This is a genomic window from Kitasatospora sp. NPDC057015, assembly GCF_042673745.1.
GTDB lineage: Bacteria > Actinomycetota > Actinomycetes > Streptomycetales > Streptomycetaceae > Kitasatospora.
Genome location: NZ_JBHUSG010000026.1, coordinates 76,191 through 93,380, shown reverse-complemented (window position 1 = coordinate 93,380; position 17,190 = coordinate 76,191). Strand labels below are relative to the sequence as shown.

The window sequence follows — 17,190 nt, the reverse complement described above, 5'->3', positions numbered from 1 at the left end:
CTCAGATGGTTCAGCCCTGTACGCGGGCCAGCGCGAATCCGTCGTAGCCCTTCGCCCCGACCGTCTGGACGGAGGTCGCCGAGACCCGGGGCTCGGCGGCGATCAGGTCGTGCAGGCGGCGGGTGCCGACCACGCTCGGGTCGGCGCTCCGCGCGTCGGCGACCGCCCCACCGCGCACCACGTTGTCGACGATGATCAACGAGCCGGGCCGGGTCAGCCGCAGCGCCCGGGCGAAGTACTCCGGGTTGCTCGGCTTGTCCGCGTCGATGAAGACCAGGTCGAAGGGCTCCACACCCTCGCGCTCCAGCTCGGCGAGGGAGTCCGCGGCCCGGCCCAGCCGGACTTCGGCGATCTTGCCGAGTCCGGCCCGCTCCAGGTTGGCGCGGGCCACCTCGGCGTGCTTCGGGTCGATCTCCAACGTGATCAGGGTGCCGTCGGCGGGCAGCGCACGGCCCAGCCAGATCGCGCTGTAGCCGCCGAGCGTGCCGACCTCCAGGATCCGGCGGGCGCCCTGGGTGAGGGCCAGCAGGTGCAGCAGCTTGCCCTGGTTCGGCGCCACCGCGATCTGCGGCAGCCCGGCCGCGTCCGCGCCGGCCGTGGCGGCCTCCAGGACGGGATCGGGACCGATCAGGGTCTCGGAGAAGTACTCGTCGACCGCGTCCCACTGCTGCTGGCTCACCGGGCCTCCACACGCCGCTTCGTCACCGCCGGGATTCCCGCCGATGCTACCGCGTGCCGGCCGGGTCTCACGGCCCGGGTCGACGCGGCCCGGGTCGACGCTTCCGGGGTCGACGCTTCCGGGGTCAGCGCGGTTCAGTCCGCCGCGGGCGCCACGGCAGGCGTCGGCGTCACGTGCGCCCCGGGGCCGGCGGCCTCCTGGCCGGTCGGGACGGCGACGGGCTCGTCCGCACCGGGCGCACCGGGCGCCGCGGACTCCGGCGCCCCACCGGTCAGCCCCTGCGCCTCGGCCTCCGCCCTGGCCTTGCCGGCGCGGCGCTTCAGCAGCCAGGCGGAGAACGCACCGCCCAGCGCGGCGAGGACCAGCCCGACCCAGGAGAAGCCCTTCAGCCACTGCTCGACGACCTTGCCGACGTGGTAGACGAGCAGCGTGGTGCCACCGGCCCAGGCCACGCCCCCCAGCACGTTGGCGATCAGGAACTTCCAGTACGGCATCCGCAGCGCGCCCGCGAGCGGCCCGGCGAAGATCCGCAGCAGGGCGATGAACCGGCCGAAGAAGACCGCCCACATGCCCCACTTTTGGAAGGACCGCTCGGCGCTCGCCAGATGTTCCGGCCCGAAGTGCCGGGGGAACCTCCGGCCCAGCTTCTCGAACAGCGGCTTGCCTCCCCGGCGCCCGATCGAGTAGCCGATCGAGTCCCCGATGATGGCGCCGAGGATCGCGCAGATCGCGATCCACCAGGGGCTGACCACGCCGCGCGAGGCCAGCAGGGCCGCCGAGACCAGTGCGATCTCACCCGGCAGCGGGATGCCGAGGCTCTCCAGGCCGATGATCAGCGCGATCAGGGCGTACACCCAGCCAGGTGGGACGCTCTCGATCCAGGCGTCGATGTGCAAGGCCGGTTACCTCCGTGGCAGGACGAGACCGAGATCTCGCCGTCTCAAGACTGCGGCGGGTCAGAGTGGGTCAGGGCGGGGCGGAGCAGGGCGGGGCGGGTGCGGGTCGATCGGGGTGGCGTCCCCCGAAAGGGCAGCCTAATCCCCCGGAGGCCGATACCCCGAAGAGCGCCCGTGGCTGAGGACACACCGACCGGCTTGGCGGTTCCTTGATGATCTCTTGGGTTTTCCTTGGGCCACCGACTCCGTGCCCGGCCGCGGGACGGTCCCTGCGCCGGCCGCGGGCGGTTCCGCTCCCAGGTCGCCGGGCGTTCCCCGCTCCCGCCGCCGGACGACCCCTGCTCCGCGCCGCGCCGCCCCGCGGCCCGGCCCAGAGCCGGCGCCCGACGGACCTCGGCGCCACCACCGACGGCAGCTGCGCCGGGATCACGGGCAGGCCCACCCCTCAGTGGACGCGGTGGCGGGCAGCCGGAGTGCACCGAGCAGCGCCCCTGCGAGCCGGTGCACGCGTCGGCCTCGACGGCGGCACCCGCCGGCCGCCTGACGAGGCCCCGACGAGGTCTCGGCCCCGGGGCGGGGCCGGACCTCGCGGGCGTCACGCCAGCAACGGCACCTGCTCGGCCAGCCGCCGCACCAGGCGGTCCAGCCAGCCGCGGACGGTGGCCTCGTCGAAGAGGTCGGCGTCGTACTCGGCCAGGCCGGCCAGGCCGCCCCCCTCGGGGGTGAGCATCAGCAGCAGGTCCGACCGTGCGCTGCTGCCCGGGACGTCCTCGACCGACACGTCCAGGCCGGTCAGCTCCAGGACCGGCGCCGGGGTGGTCTGCACGACCAGCATCAGCTGGGGGAAGGACGGGGGAAGGGCCAGTCCCAGCGCCCGCAGGTTCTCCGTGACCAGGCCGAACGGGACGTCCGCCTGGTCGAGCGTGGTCGCCAGGGCCTCACCCGCCCGGTCGATCAGAGCGGCGAAGCCGCCCGGCGCACGGTTGGGAAGCCGCACCGGCAGGTTGGTGGTCAGCAGCCCGACCAGTTGCTCGTGCTCCCGGCGCCGCCGGTTGGCGGTCGAGAGCATCACCAGGGTCTCGTCGTCGCCGGTGAGTTCACCCAGCAGATCGCCCAGGGCGGCCAGGACCACGGCCGCCGGGGTGGTCGAGCGGCGGGCCGCGCAACGGTTGAGCGCCGCGGTGAGTTCGGGCGTCAGCGCGAAGTGCTGCACGCCGCCGTGTCCGGAACGCCGCTCCGGGCGGGGGCGGTCGGTGGGCAACGGCACCGTGAGCGGCAGCCCGTCGAGGCGCTCGGCGAAGCGGGCGGTGGCCCGGCGGACCGCCTCGCGGGTCACCACCGTCCTCTCCCAGCAGGCGTGTTCGATCATCGACCCCGGCTCGGGCAGCACGGCCAGGTGGTTCCCGTACAGCGCGCCGAAGTCCGCGAGCAGGGTGGCCAGCGACCAGCCGTCCAGCACGATGTGATGGATCGTCAACAGGAGGACGTGATGCTCGGGGGCCAGTTGCAGCAGTCGGGCCCGCAGCAGGGGCGGTGCGCCGAGGTCGAACGGGGTGGCGGTCTCCTCCCGGGTGGCGGCGGCCACCGCCTCCCCGCTGTCGCCCACCGCGGCGACCGGCAGCGGCAGGGCGTCGGGGGCGGGCAGCACCTGCTGGAGCAGACCGAGGTCGGTGGGCGTGTAGCGGGTGCGCAGGCTGCGGTGGCGGGCCGTCAGGGCGGTGAGGGCCCGTTGCAGGCGGTCGGGGTCGAGCGGGCCGCGCAGGGTGATCCGCTGGGTGATGTTCCACAGGCTCGGGTCGGACACCCGGCCGTGGCTGCGGTGCATCCGGGACTGCGCGATGCCGGCCGGCGCGGCGGCCTCGGCCGCGCCGTCACCGGTCAGGACGGCGAGCAGCCGCTGCCGCTCCCCCTTGATCAGGGCGACGAGGTGGGCGTCCATCGCCCCGGGCGGGGCGAGGTACTCCAGCCGGTCGCCCTCGGTGGAGAGGACGATCTCCCGTTCGTCCAGCAGCCGGACGAGCTGCTTCCAGTCCTCGGTCGCGGGCGGCCCGGCGGTCGTGGCGGGTGCGGGAGGCACGGCGGATGCAGGAGGCGGGGTGGTCACAGCGTCCCTCGCTCGAAGGTCTCGGCCGGCTCGGCGGTGCGGGCGCGGTCGGCCATGCCGCGGATGGTGGGGCGGCGGAAGAAGTCGAGGATGCCGATCTCCAGTCCGGTCTCCTCACGGACCAGGTTGAGCAGCCGGGTGGCGGCCAGCGAGTGCCCGCCCAGATCGAAGAAGGAGGTCTCCACGCCGGGGGCGGGGACATCCAACTCCTTGGCCCAGAGCCGCTGGAGGAGCTCCTCCAGCGCGGTGGAGGGGGCGGTGTCGGCGACCCCGATCGGTGCTGCCGGCGGCAGCGCGGCGCGGTCCAGCTTGCCGTTGCGGGTCAGCGGCAGGTGCTGCACGCGGGCCCAGAGCCGGGGCACCATGTGCTCGGGCAGCCGGTCGGCGAGCTCGTCGCGCACCGGGGCGAGCCCGGCGTCGGAGGCCGGTCCGCCGTCCGTGCGCCCGGCGAGGTCCGCAGCCCCGGCGAGCACGACGTACGCGGCGAGAGCGGTGCCCTGCGGGCCGTACTGGGCGACGACGGCCGCGCTCCGCACCCCGGGGAGGGTGCGCAGCACGTTCTCCACCTCGCCGGGTTCGATCCGGTAGCCGCGGATCTTCACCTGCTCGTCGACCCGGCCGAGGAAGTCCAGCGTGCCGTCCGGCCGCAGCCGGCCCAGGTCACCGCTGCGGTAGCGCAGGCCCTGGGGGGTGGGGATGAAGGCGGCTGCGGTCTCCTCCGGGCGGTTGAGGTAGCCGAGGCCGACCGAGTCGCCGAGCACGTGGATCTCGCCGACCGCGCCGTCCGGCACCGGACGCCCGTGCGGGTCGAGCAGTTGGACGCGGCTGCCGGGCACCGGACGGCCGATCGGGGCGTGGTCGGGGCTGTCGGCGGACAGCTCGATGCTGGTCATCGCATGGGTCTCGGTGGGCCCGTAGTGGTTGAACAGCCGGCACTGCGGGTTGTCGCGCAGGAACGCGCGCAGCGCCGGGGTGAACAGCAACTGCTCGCCGCCGGAGACGATCTCGCGCAGGTCGGGCACCGGGGTCTCGGCGAGGGCGCCGAGCAGGCTGGTCAGCGTGGTGTGGGGAAGGTGGATCCGTTCGGTGCGGGTGTGCCGGAGGTACTCGGCCAGCGCGCGGGCGTCATAGCGGGTCTCCTCGTCGACGAGGACGAGGGTGCCGCCGCCGGCGAGGGCGGTGAGGGCCTCCTGGATGGAGACGTCGAACCCGCAGGAGGCGTACTGCAGGGTGCGCAGCGGGCCGTGCTGGTCGATGTTCCAGTCGACCATCGTCTGCAGGCCGCGGTAGGGCATCAGGACGCCCTTGGGCCGGCCGGTGGTGCCGGAGGTGTAGAGGCAGTACGCGGGCGACTCGGGGTCGGGGTCGACGGCGGGCGGCGCGGGCGGCACCGGGCTGTCGTCGTCGGCCAGGACGGCGGGCAGGGTGATGCCGAGGCGGTCGGTGCCGGTGCGGGTGAGCAGGAGGGGCGCGCCGCTGTCGACCGCGATCAGCCGGCAGCGCTCGACGCCGTTCACCGGGTCGATCGGCACGTGGACCGCGCCCAGCCGGATCACCGCGAGCAGCGCGGCCACCTGGTCGGCGGAGCGGGGCAGCAGGGTGGCGACGGGGGTGCCGGCGGTGACCCCGGCGGCGGCCAGGCGCGCCGCCAACTGTTCGGCCCGGTCGGTGATTTCACGGAAGCTGACGGAGGTTCCGTCCGGGGTGAGGACGGCGGTGCGGTCGGGGTGCTCAGCCGCCGTACGGGCCAGCCGCTCGCGCAGCGGTACGGTGCCGGTCAGGGCGGGGGTGGCCGTCTCCCGCCCGCCGGACAGCAGTTCGGCCACCGGTCGGGCGGGGTCGGTGACCGCGGCGGCGAGCAGCTGCTCGAAGGCGGTCAGCAGGCGCTCGACGGTCTCCTGGTCGAACAGTGCGGTGGCGTACTCGACATGGCAGCGGATGCCGTCGGGCAGGTTGGTGAGGAAGAGGGTGAGGTCGAAGCCGGCCTTGTCGACGACGTCGTCCAGCGGGCGGGCGTCGAGGCCCGGCAGGTCGAGTTCGAAGAGCGCGTGGTTCTCGAACTCCACCATCACCTGGAAGAGCGGGTTGCGACTGGTGTCGCGGGTCGGGTTCAGCTCCTGCACCAGCACCTCGAACGGGAGCCGCTGGTGCTCGTAGGCGTCCAGTGCGGTGCTCCGGACACGGGCCAGCAGCCGTTCGAAGTCCGGCTCCCCGGACAGGTCGAGGCGCAGGGCGAGGGTGTTGACGAAGAACCCGACCAGGTCCTCGGTGCCCTCGTCGCGGTTGGCGACGGGCGTGCCGAGCACGATCTCGTCCTGGCCGCTGAAGCGGTGCAGCACGCCTGCGAACGCGGTGAGCAGCACCATGAACAGGGTGGAGCGCCGGGATCGGGCCAGCTCCCTTACCCGGCCGGAGAGTTCGCCGTCCAGCAGGCGGACGAAGGCGCGGCCCCGGCCGTCCGGCAGGGCCGGGCGCGGCCGGTCGGTGGGCAGGGCCAGTACCGGCAGTTCGCCGCCGAGGACCGTCCGCCAGTGCTCCAGGCTCGCCGTGTGCGCGCCCTCCGCCACCAGGGCCCGCTCGCGGGCCGCGAACTCGGCGTAGCTGGTGGGCAGGTGCGGCAGGTCGGGACGGCGGCCCGACTGCGCGGCTCGGTAGAGCTCGCCCAGCTCGCGGGTGATCACCACGGCGGACAGGGTGTCGATGACGATGTGGTGCATGGCGAGGACGAGCACGTGGCGCTCCTCGCCCAGGCGCAGCAGCCGGGTGCGCAGCAGCGGACCGGCGGCCAGGTCGAAGCAGTGGGCGCCCTCCTCGGCGACCAGCGCGCGGACGGCCTCCTCGCCGTCCCGACCGGCCGGGGCGTCCTCGACCACCAGCGGTGTGCCGGCGGCCGCCAGCACCACCTGGTACGGCTCGCCGTCCTGCTCGCGGAAGACGGTGCGCAGCGCCGGGTGCCGTTCGGCCAGGGCGTGCAGGGCTCCGGCCAGCGCGCGGTGGTCGAGCGGACCGTCCAGGGCGATGGCCTTGACCTCGTTGTAGCGGGAGCTGTCGGGCAGCATCCGGTGCAGGAACCACATCCGCTGCTGGGCGTACGACAGCGGGGCGCGCCGCTCGCGCGGCTGCTGGGCGGTGCGGCGCAGCTCGTCCAGGTGTGGCAGGCCGGCGGCGACCAGGTCGGGCGAGAGGCCGAAGTCGACGAAGGCGGCGATCTCGTCGGCGCCGGCGGCGCGCAGCGAGTCCAGGACGGTCTGCACGCTCTCGGAGGTGCCGATCAGCGCGCGCGAGGCGCAGTACCGCTCGTAGGCGCGCTCCAGGACGAACTCCAGGTCCTCCTCCGGGGTGTTCTCGAAGTCCAGGGTGAGGCCGAGGCTGTTGGCGACCTGCCCGAAGAGGGAGAGCGAGGAGCGCAGGTAGCCGCAGAACGGGCGGTAGGCCTGCTCGCGGGCGGTGGCGAGGTCGGCGCCGAGGTAGGTGTGCACCAGCACCACCACCCGCCCGGCCTCGGGGTCCAGGCCGTGCTCGGCCCGGGTGCGCCGGTAGAGGGCGACGTTGGCGGCCAGCTCCTCGACGCTCTGGGTCATCAGGTTGGTGATCACGCCGAGGTCACGGCGGGCGGCCTCGCGGAAGCTGTCCGGGTTGCCGACGATCGCCGTGTACATCGGCGGCAGGTCCTGGAGCGGCCGCGGGTGCAGGTGCACCTCGATCTCCTCGCCGTTGCCGCTGCGGCCCCGGTAGGGCTCGCCGCGCCACAGCGCCCGGATCGTGTCGACCTGCTGGTGCATCAGCTGCTTGTGGGTGCCGTAGCGGTCGGGGAAGAAGAGGAAGTCGTTGGGGTGCCAGCCGCTGGCGAAGCCGAGGCCGACCCGCCCGCCGGACAGGTTGTCGACCACCGACCACTCCTCGGCGACCCGGACGGGGTGGTGCAGCGGCAGCACGGCGCAGCCCGCGTTCAGCCGGACGCGCTCGGTCTCCCGGGCCAGGGCGGCGGCCAGCACCGAGGGGTTGGGGAAGATGCCGCCGAAGGAGTGGAAGTGCCGCTCGGGAAGCCAGACGGCGTGGAAGCCGTTGCGGTCCGCGAACCGGGCGCTCTCCAGGACGATCCGGTAGCGGTCCTCGGGCCGGGTGTCGAGCGGGTAGTCGCCGAAGAAGTAGAGACTGAAGTCGACCTTGCGGTCCGGATCACCGGCCGGCGCCGGGGCGGACGTCGGCGCTGGTGCCGGTGTGGGCGCCGATGTCAGTGCCGGTACCGGTGCGGGCGCCGGTGCCGGTGCCTGGACCGGTGCGGACGGCTCCGGCCGGGCCGCCGGTGCCGCCAGCTCGCGGCGCGACGCGGGGACGGACGGGACGGCGACCACGCGCGTGGACGGGAAGAAGCCGCCGCGCCGCATGTCCCGCAGGGACTCCCGGACGGCGTCGGCCACGAACTCGACGTCGCCGTCGGAGTGCGCGGTGGAGAGGAAGAAGTTGCGCCACTCCCAGACGTAGACGCCCTTCACCAGCAGGTGGTGGAAGAGCAGCTCCATGTCGGCGCGCGGCTCGAAGCGGAAGAGCGAGCCGAAGTGTGCCAGCCGGAGCGGGAACTCCTCCTCCTCGAAGAAGCCGTTGAGGCCGGCGGCCAGCTCCCCCGTACGGGCGTTCAGCCGCTCCTGCAGGCCCGGCCCCTGCTCCTTGAAGTGCCGCAGCACGGCGCGGCAGGCGGCCATCGACAGCGGGTGCTGGATGTAGGTGCCGCCGAAGAAGGTCGTCTCGTTCGGCGGGTGACTGGCGTCCCCGTACTGCCAGAAGCCGCCGTCGATGCCGTCCATCACGGCGGCACGCCCCGCGATGGCGCCGATCGGGAAGCCGCCGCCGAGCACCTTGCCGTACGTCGACAGGTCGGGCTCCACGCCCCAGAAGCCGCGGGCACCGCGCAGGTGCGGGCGGAAGCCGGTGAGCATCTCGTCGAAGATCAGCACGATGCCGCGGCGGGTGGTCAGTTCGCGCAGCTCGCGCACGAAGTCGGCCGGCTGCCGGGAGGGGTGGCGGCTCTGCACCGGCTCGACGAGCACGGCGGCGATCCGGTCCCCCAGCTCGTCGATGATCTGCAGGCTCTCCGGGGCCCCGTACTGGAGGACGATCAGGTCGGCGACCGCGCTGCCGGGGATGCCGATCGAGACGGGCACCGTCTCGCGGTCGGCCCCGTGGCCCACGGGGCGGCCCAGTGTGTGGTCGAAGTGCCCGTGGTACGAGCCCTCGAACATCACGATCTTGTCCCGCCCGGTGTACGCCCGGGCCAGCCGGATCGCCCCGGCGTTGGCCTCCGTCCCGGAGTTCGCGAACGCGACGCGCTCGGTGCCGGTCAGCTCCGCCAGCAGCTCGGCGGCCTCGCCGGTCTCCTCGCCGCGCGGGCCCAGCCGCAGCCCACCGGCCAGGTGCTCTCGGACGGCCTCCTGGACGAAGGCGGGCTCGTGGCCGAAGAGCAGCACCCCGAAGCCCATCGTGATGTCGACGTAGGAGTTGCCGTCGACGTCCTCCAGGCGCGAGCCCTGTGCGCGGCGGGCGGCGAGCGGGTAGAGCATCTCCTTGGTCGCCGACCGGAAGCCGACCACGGCCCGACTGTCGGCGAGCACCCGGCGGTGGCGCTGGGTGAGCGCCTTGGAGGCGGCGGTACGGGCGGTGAAACGCTCGACCAACTCGTCCAGGTGACGGCGCTGTTCACCGCTCAGGCCGCCGCCGGCCATCCCGGAGTCCCGGGACACCGTGACGCGCGGGCCGTGCACCTGCGGCGCGGCGGCGGGCCGGGCGGGAGCGTCCTGAGCGGGAGCCGGCACGAGCAGCGCGGCGGGCCGGGCGGGAGCGTCCTGAGCGGGAGCCGGCACGACCAGCGCCGCGGGCTGGGCCGGAGCGTCCTGTGCGGGAGCCGGTACGACCAGCGCCGCGGCGGGCTGGTCCGCCACGGCAGCGGCGGGGAGTGCCGGCGAGTGGAGAGGCGCCGATGCCGCGGGCGTGCCGGCGAGCAGGCCGAGCTGGTCGGTCATCAGCTGGGAGAACTGGCCCATCAGGGCGAGCTGGCGCTCGATCACCGCGGCTGCCCCGCCCTGTGCCGACGCGTCGACGGGCGCCGGGACGGCGACGGTCGGCCCGGCGGGCACGGTCACGGGGCCGACGGGGGCCGGGCCGACGGCGGTGGCCTGCACGGGCACCGGCACCGGCACAGGTGCGGGTACGGGTGCGGGTGCGGGTGCGGGTGCGGGTGCGGCGACCGGCTCGGGTATCGCCGGTGCCACCGCGGCAACCGGTACCGCGACAGGAATCGGTACCGCGACAGGTGCCGGTACCGCGGCCGGCGCCGGCGCGGGCACCAGGCCCGCCAGCGCTTCGGCGGTCATCCGCCCCGCGATCAGTCCGGCCAGCCGCGCCGGGGTGTCCGCGTCCTCGAACAGTTCGCGCATCGGGACTCGCACCCCGAAGGCCCGCTCCAGGTCCCGGATCATGTTGATCATCGACAGCGAGTCGGCCCCGAGGTCGAAGAAGGGATCCTCGGCACCCACCGCCTCCTCGCCGACGCCGAGCTGACGCGCGGTCTGCGCGACGACCCGGCTCAGGACCACGGCGGCCGCCTGCTCCACCGGGTCCGGCGCGGGGGTGTCGGTCATGACTGGCTCCTCCAGAACGGTGCGATCGGCTTCGGGTACGGCTTCGGGTACGGGTACGGCCGGCGATCCGGAGCCCGTCCGGGCTCCGGCCTCCGGCGGCGGGACGGGCCCGGCGTCGTCCCCGGGAGGCGTGAACCAGTGGTACGTGCGGTGGAACGGCCGGCCCGGCAGCGGTACGCGCCGAGCGGGCCCGTCCGGCCACCGCCGGGCGGCCGCGGCCGCGGCCCAGTCCACCGGCACTCCGTGGGTCCACAGGGTGCCCAGTGCGGTGAGCAGTTGGCGCTCCGGCCCGCGCCCGCGCCGGCCGCTCGGCACGAACACCGCCTGTGCGAGTTCGCGCCGGCCCAGCCCGCTCAGCGTGTCGTGCGGACCGACCTCCAGGAACAGCCCGTGGCCGAGCCCGTCCAGCGTCGCGAGCACCCGGTCGAAGCGCGCGGTCTCCCGGGTCTGGCGGACGAAGTGCCCGGGGTCGGGCACCGTGCCGGGTGCCAGCACCGCACCGTCGAGGTTGCTCACCAGCGGTACCCGCAGCGGGCGGAGGGCGAGCTGTTCCAGCCGGCCCCGGAAGGGTTCCAGCACCGGTTCCATCAGCCGGGAGTGGAACGCCCGGTCGGCGGCCAGCCGCTCGGTCTCCACCCCCTCCAGGGCCAGCACCGCCTCCGCCGCGGCCACGTCCCCCGGCCGCCCGGCCAGCACGCACTGCCCGGTGCCGTTCACCACGGCCAGGTCGACTCCGGGAAGCCGCTCGGCGAGCGCACCCAGCCGTTCGGCGGACGCGCCGGCCACCGTCATCGCACCGGGCTCGGTCGAACGGTGCATCAGCCGTCCGCGCACCCCCGCCAGGAAGAGCCCGTCGGCCAGCGAGTACGCCCCGGCCGCGTACGCCGCCGCGTACTCGCCCGCACTGTGCCCGGCCACCGCCGCCGGCCGCAGCCCGAACTCCTCCCAGAGCGCGGTGTACGCGGCCTGCACGGCGAACAGCGCCGGCTGCGCGGCCTCCGTGCTCCAGGCCTGCGCCTCGCCGTCGGGGGCCGGCTCCAGCAGCAGGGGCAGCAGCGCCTCGCCCCAGGCCTCGCGGTGCAGCCGGTCGCAGGTGTCCAGCACGTCCCGGAACACCGGGTACGCCTGGTACAGCCCGGCGGCCATGCCCCGGTACTGTGCGCCCTGCCCGGTGTACAGCAGGACGGGCGCCGGTGCGCCGCGCCCGGCGTCCCGAGCCGAGTGCGCCGGTCCGGTGGCGCGTCCGCCGACGAACGCGGCGAGCGTCTCGGCGAGTTCGGCGGGACCGGCGCCGGTGGCGGTGAACCGGTGGCGCAGCGGGCGACGCCCCGCGCCGAGGGTGAGCAGCAGGTCGGCCGGGCGCGGCGCGTCGTCGTCGCGCAGCCGGTCGAGCACGGTGGCCGCGAGCTCGGTCAGCGCCTGCGGGCTCCGGGCGGACAGCGGTAGCAGGGCGACGGGCGGCCCGGCGGCGTCGGCGGTGGCCGGCGCTGCCGCCAGGGCCGCCGGTGCCTCCTCCAGGATCAGGTGGGCGTTGGTGCCGCCGACGCCCAGCGCGCTGACCCCGGCCCGACGCGGGGCGTCCCCGGCGGGCCAGTCCATGACCCCGGTGGGGAGGACGAAGGGACTGCCGGCCAGTCCCAGGGCCGGGTTGGGCCGGGTCAGGTGCGCCACCGGCGGGATCGCCCGGTGGCGCAGCGCGAGGACGGCCTTGATCAGACCCGCCATTCCGGCGCAGGTGTCCAGGTGGCCGATGTTCGGCTTGACCGAGCCGAGGGCGCAGAAGCCCACCGCCTCGGTACGGGCCCGGTAGGCCCGGGTGAGGGCCTGGACCTCGATCGGGTCGCCGAGCGGGGTGCCGGTGCCGTGCGCCTCGATGTAGCCGATGCTTCTCGCCGGCACGCCCGCCACGTCGAGGGCCCGGCCGACCACGGCGGCCTGGCCGTCCACGCTGGGCGCGGTGTAACCGACCTTGCCCGCGCCGTCGTTGTTGACGGCCGAGCCGAGGATGACCGCGTGCACGGTGTCGCCGTCGGCCAGCGCCCGGTCGAGGCGCTTGAGCAGGACGGCGGCGACGCCGTTGCCGCCGACGGTGCCGCCGGCCCGCTCGTCGAAGGCCCGGCAGACGCCGTCGGGCGCCAGGATCGAGCCCTCCTGGTAGCGGTAGCCGGCAGCCTGCGGGATGTGCAGGGCGGCGGCTCCCGCGAGGGCGAGGTCGCTGTCGCCGGTCAGCAGTGACTGGACGGCCAGGTGGACGGCGACCAACGAGGTGGAGCAGGCCGTCTGCACACCGACGGCGGGCCCGGTGAGGCCGAGCCGGTAGGCGACCCGGGTGGCGGCGAAGTCGGCCTGGTTGCCGATCGCGACCTGCAGCGCCTCGACCGGCCGCGCCGGGTCGACGGCCGTGCCGACGGCGTGCTGGAGGTAGGTGCGCAGCGAGTACAGCGTCATTCCGGTGCCGGCGAAGACGCCGATCCGGGTGTCGGGCGCGTTGTCGCCGTAGCCGCCGTCGTCCAGGGCCCGGGCGCAGGTCTCCAGCAGCAGCCGTTGCTGGGGGTCCATCAGGGCGGCCTCGGCGGCGCTGATCCCGAAGGCCTCGGCGTCGAAGTGGCCGATGTCGGCGATCGGCGCGGTGACCGGGACGAAGTCGGGGTGGTCGTACTCCTCGGGTCGGATGCCGGCGGCGGCGAGCTGCTCGGGGGTGTACCGGGTGGTGCTGACCACGCCGTCCACGATGTTGCGCCAGTACTGCTCGGGGGTGTCCGCGCCGGGCAGGCGCAGCGCCAGGCCGATCACCGCCACCCGCCGGTCGGCGGGCACCACCTGCGCCGCGTCGGGGGCGGCCCGTACCTGCTCCCGGGGATCGCCGGCCAGGTGGGCCACCAGTGCGTCCACGGTGGGATGGCGGAACAGTGCGATCGGCCCCAGCCCGGGCGCGGGGCCGGCCGCCAGCGCGGCCTGGACCCGCATCAACTGAACGGACCCGAGGCCGAGTTCGTGGAACGCCCGGCCGGGGTCGACCGGCTCGCCGAGGACGGCTTCGAAGGTGTCCAGTACGGCGCGGCGCAGCTCGGTGGGCGCGGACTCCGCCGCGACGGGTCGGCGGGCGGCCTCGGCGGCGGGCGGTTCCTCCGCCTCGGCGACCAGCCGCGGCTCGCCCGCCAGCAGCCGGCGCCGGGCGGCGGCGCGGGTGGTGTCGGGACCGGCGTAGTAGTGACCGGGCGGAGCCGCCAGCAGCGCGGTGGCCAGCTGCCGGCCCTGCGCGGCGTCGAGCACGGCGATCCCGCGCTCGGCGGCGGCCTCGTGGTGGGAGGTCTCCCGGTTCATCCCGACCCCGCGCCACAGGCCCCAGGAGACCGTCCAGGCGGGCACCCGGTGCTCCCGGCGCAGCCGCTCGACGGCCGCCTCCAGGTAGCGGTTGGCGGCCGCGTACCCGGCCGAGCCGACCACCTCCTGAAAGCCGATCATCGAGGAGTAGCCGACGAACTGGGCGCCGGGGCGGGCCGCCACCAGCTCGGCCAGCGCGTCGGTGCCCGCGGTCTTGGCCCGGACGGCCTGTTCCCACCGCTCGGGGCCCAACTCCTCCAGCAGGCCGATCCGGTAGTCGCCGGCGAGGTGCAGGACACCGTCCAGCGGTGCGCCCCACGCCTGCTCGGCCTCGGCGACGGCAGCTGCCAGGGCCCGGCGGTCCGTGACGTCCGCCGTCCGGTACTCGACCCGGCCGCCGGCCCGCACCAGCCGTTCCAGCGCGGCGCGCCGCAGGGCCGGCACCGGCCCGTCCGCGTACGGGTCGGTGCGCCCGACGAGCAGCAGGTGCGGGCCGTACCGGCGGAGCAGCTCCGGGAGCAGCTCGCCTGCGAGCCCGCCCAGCCCACCGGTCACCAGCCAGCGGGCCCCGGGGGAGAGCAGGGTGCAGGCCGGTGCGGTGTCGTCGGGCGGGGCGAGCGGGCCGAGCCGGGGCACGTACGCGCGTCCGTCGCGCCAGGCGGCCTCCGGTTCGCGCCGCGGGTCGGCGAGGAAGGCCAGCACGGCCTGCGGGTCGGGCGGTGCCCCGGCGGGCAGGTCGAGGTGGCGGGCACCGGCGAGCAGTTGCTCGGCCCGGACCCCGGCGGTCAGGGCTGCGGTCAGCGCGGCGACCGGGCGCGGTACGTCACCGTCGGCGAGAGCGTGCAGCCCGGCGCTGACGGTGGTGAGCTCGACGGCCCCCGGACCGCTGCTGCCGTAGCGGTGGGTGAGCGTGCGGACCAGGCCGAGCAGGGCCTCGCCGCACAGCACCTCGTCGGTCTCGGCGGCCTGCGCCCACAGGTGCAGCACCCGCTGCGGGCGGCGGCCGGCGGCCTCCAGGTCGTCCAGCAACCGTGGCCAGCTCTCGGAGCGCCGCTGGTCGAGTGCGTAGCCGTCGCCGAGCCGGGTGTGGGAGTCCGCCTGCGACACCTGGACGGCGCCCGGCAGCAGGGCGGTCAGCGCGTCCGACAGGGTGCCGGGCCCGACGGGACCGAGCAGCAGGACGCTCTCCGGCGGTGCCGGGGCGGGGAGGGCCGGGGCGGGCCTGGGCTCCCAGGCCGGGCGGCGCACGATGTCCGGCAGCGTGCGGGCGTTGCCCTCGGCGAGGTCCAGCCGGGCGACCAGCGCGTCGAAGCCCCCGTCGAGTAACCGGGCGCGGATCGCGGTGCGTTGGATCTTGCCGCTGGTGGTGCGGGGGAACTCGGCGGCCGGCACCGGGAGCACCAGCGCGGCCGAGAGAGCGAAGCGTTCGGCCAGCGCGGCCCGCACGGCGCCGGCCACCCGGTGCGGCTCGCCCGTCTCCGGGGCGGGCACGAAGAAGACCGCCAACTGCTCGCTGCCGCTGCGCTCGTCGGGCACGCCGCACGCGGCGACGTGACCGGAGAGCACCCCGTCGACGGCGGAGACCACGTCCTCCAGGTCGTGGCAGAAGTGGTGGACGCCGTTGATGATGATGATCTCCTTGCGGCGCCCGGTGAGGATCACCTCCCCGCCACGCAGGTAGGCGAGGTCCCCGGTGTCGAACCAGCCGTCGGCGGTGGCGGATTCGCGGTCCGCCTGCGGGTTGTTGAGATAGCCGGGGGTGACCCGGCCGGAGGAGACCTGCAGACGCCCGATCCGCAGTTCGGGCAGCACGGTGCCCCCGTCGTCGGCGACTCGCAGCCGAGCCCCGGCGGCCGGGCGGCCCATCGAGAGGAAGCGGGTGGCGGGCTCGGCCGAGCCCTCGGGCAGCGGCCGGAGGTCTCCGGTGAGCGAGTCGGTGGCCAGGACCTGGACGGCGCCGGCCTCCCCGTAGCGCTTGTAGGTGACGATGGTGCAGGTCTCGGCCATGCCCCAGCCGAGCAGCAGGTGTTCGGGCCGCAGCCCGGAGGGGGCCAACCGGGCCAGGAACTCGTCGGCGACGGTCTCGGTGCACTGCTCGCCCGCGTTGATCAGGGACTTGACGGCCGAGAGGTCCCAGCGCCGCTCGGGGGCGACCCGCAGTGCCTCGGCGACCAGGCGGTAGCCGAAGTTGGGCGACCAGGAGTGCGCGGCGCGCCGGCGCTCCAGGGTGTCCAGCCACAACAGCGGCTCGGCGAGGACGAGTTCGGTGGGGATGTGGGTCTGGTCGCAGGCCGCCACGACGTCCCGCAGGTGGAACATCAGCAGGCCCGCGACATGGTCGAGCGGCAGCCAGTTCACGGTCGCGTCGCCGGGCGTGTAGCCCTCTTCGCACGCCCCCGCGACGTACTCCAGGATGCCCCGGTGGCTGACCTGGATCGCCTTGGACCGCCCGGTGGAGCCGGAGGACAGCTGCAGGATCGCGACGTCCCCGCTCGCGCCGTGCGGCGTGGCGGGCGGCTGCGCGGCGGAGCGGTCGACCGGGACCACCCGCAGCCCGGCCGCCTGCGGGTGGAGCGCGCCGATGCCCGCGAGCCCGGACACCGCCTCACCGGCGGCCAGCACGGGCGGGTGCTCCAGTGTCTCCCACGCGTTGACCAGCTTCTCCAGCACCGGGCCCGGGTGGTCGTAGCCGGGCGGGCGGGCCACCGTGACGGGCAGCACGCCGCCCAGCAGGCAGGCCCACAGAGCTGGGAAGTAATGCTCCAGGTCGGGTACTTGGAGGATCGCTCGATCGCCGGGGCGCAGGCCCGCCGCGGTGAGGGTGCCGAGCACGCGCAGCGCCCGGTCCAGCAGTTCGGGGTAGCGCAGGGTGGTGGTGCCGCCGTCGGCGCGCACCAGGTGCAGACCGCGCTCGGGGTGGAGCCGGGCGGCGCGCAGCAGCGCGTCGGGCAGGTCGGCGGGGCCGTCGGGCAGCGCCAGCAGGGGCGGCCCGGCGGCGACGGCCGGGGCGCCGGAGAGCGGCTCCGGCTGCGCCGCGGGCCCGGGGGCGGGGGCGGCACCAGCAGTGGCAGCAGCAGCACCGAACGGGCGCCACCGGCCGGAGAGTTGGCTCAGATGCTGCCGGGTGGGCCGGGGGTGCTCCTGCGGATCGCGGGCGGCGGCCAGGGCCGCGGTGTCCGGCCTGCCGTCGGCGGTGCGCGGTATGCCGTCCACCAGACGGATCTCGGCACCGGGGGCGTCCTCCAGCAGCTGCGCCGCGGCCCAGCGGCGCAGCCCGGCCCGGTCCCGGTCGTCGGCGGGCACCAGATAGGCGACCAGCTCGGCGCCGCCCTGTGCGCCGCCGGGGACGAGGGCACAGTCGGCCAGACCGGCGTGGTGCAGCAGGCGGCCCTCCACCACGTCGAGTCGGGGGCGGGCGGGGCCGTGGACGCTCATACGGTACCTTCCTGGGCTCTGCGGGCGGGAACGAGGTACGACGGGCGGGAGCGGAGGCGCTGCCGGCGGGCCGGGGCGCGCCGGCGGTGGGCGCGCCGCAGGGAGTGGGGCAGGGGT

Annotated in this window: 4 protein-coding genes; all 4 read right to left on the bottom strand. The window is 75.4% G+C overall.

The window, feature by feature from the left end; translation table 11 throughout:
* Nucleotides 1-10: 10 nt before the first annotated feature.
* The 4 genes from ACFTWP_RS23450 to ACFTWP_RS23435 all read right to left on the bottom strand — a co-directional run bounded on the left by ACFTWP_RS23450 (nt 11) and on the right by ACFTWP_RS23435 (nt 17,073).
* Nucleotides 11-679, bottom strand: a complete 669-nt coding sequence (locus ACFTWP_RS23450) for an O-methyltransferase (protein WP_380266635.1) — start codon at nt 677-679, stop codon at nt 11-13.
* Between the two features lie 134 nt (nt 680-813).
* Nucleotides 814-1,575 carry a VTT domain-containing protein gene (locus ACFTWP_RS23445; RefSeq protein ID WP_380266634.1) on the bottom strand — a complete coding sequence of 254 codons (762 nt, stop codon included), beginning with the start codon at nt 1,573-1,575 and terminating at the stop codon, nt 814-816.
* 595 nt (nt 1,576-2,170) lie between these two features.
* Nucleotides 2,171-3,652: a condensation domain-containing protein gene (locus ACFTWP_RS23440; RefSeq protein ID WP_380266633.1), complete on the bottom strand. Its 1,482-nt coding sequence runs from the start codon at nt 3,650-3,652 to the stop codon at nt 2,171-2,173.
* 23 nt (nt 3,653-3,675) lie between these two features.
* A complete protein-coding gene (locus ACFTWP_RS23435; RefSeq protein WP_380266632.1) occupies nt 3,676-17,073 on the bottom strand; it encodes a MupA/Atu3671 family FMN-dependent luciferase-like monooxygenase in 13,398 nt (4,465 codons plus the stop codon).
* Nucleotides 17,074-17,190 lie beyond the last annotated feature (117 nt).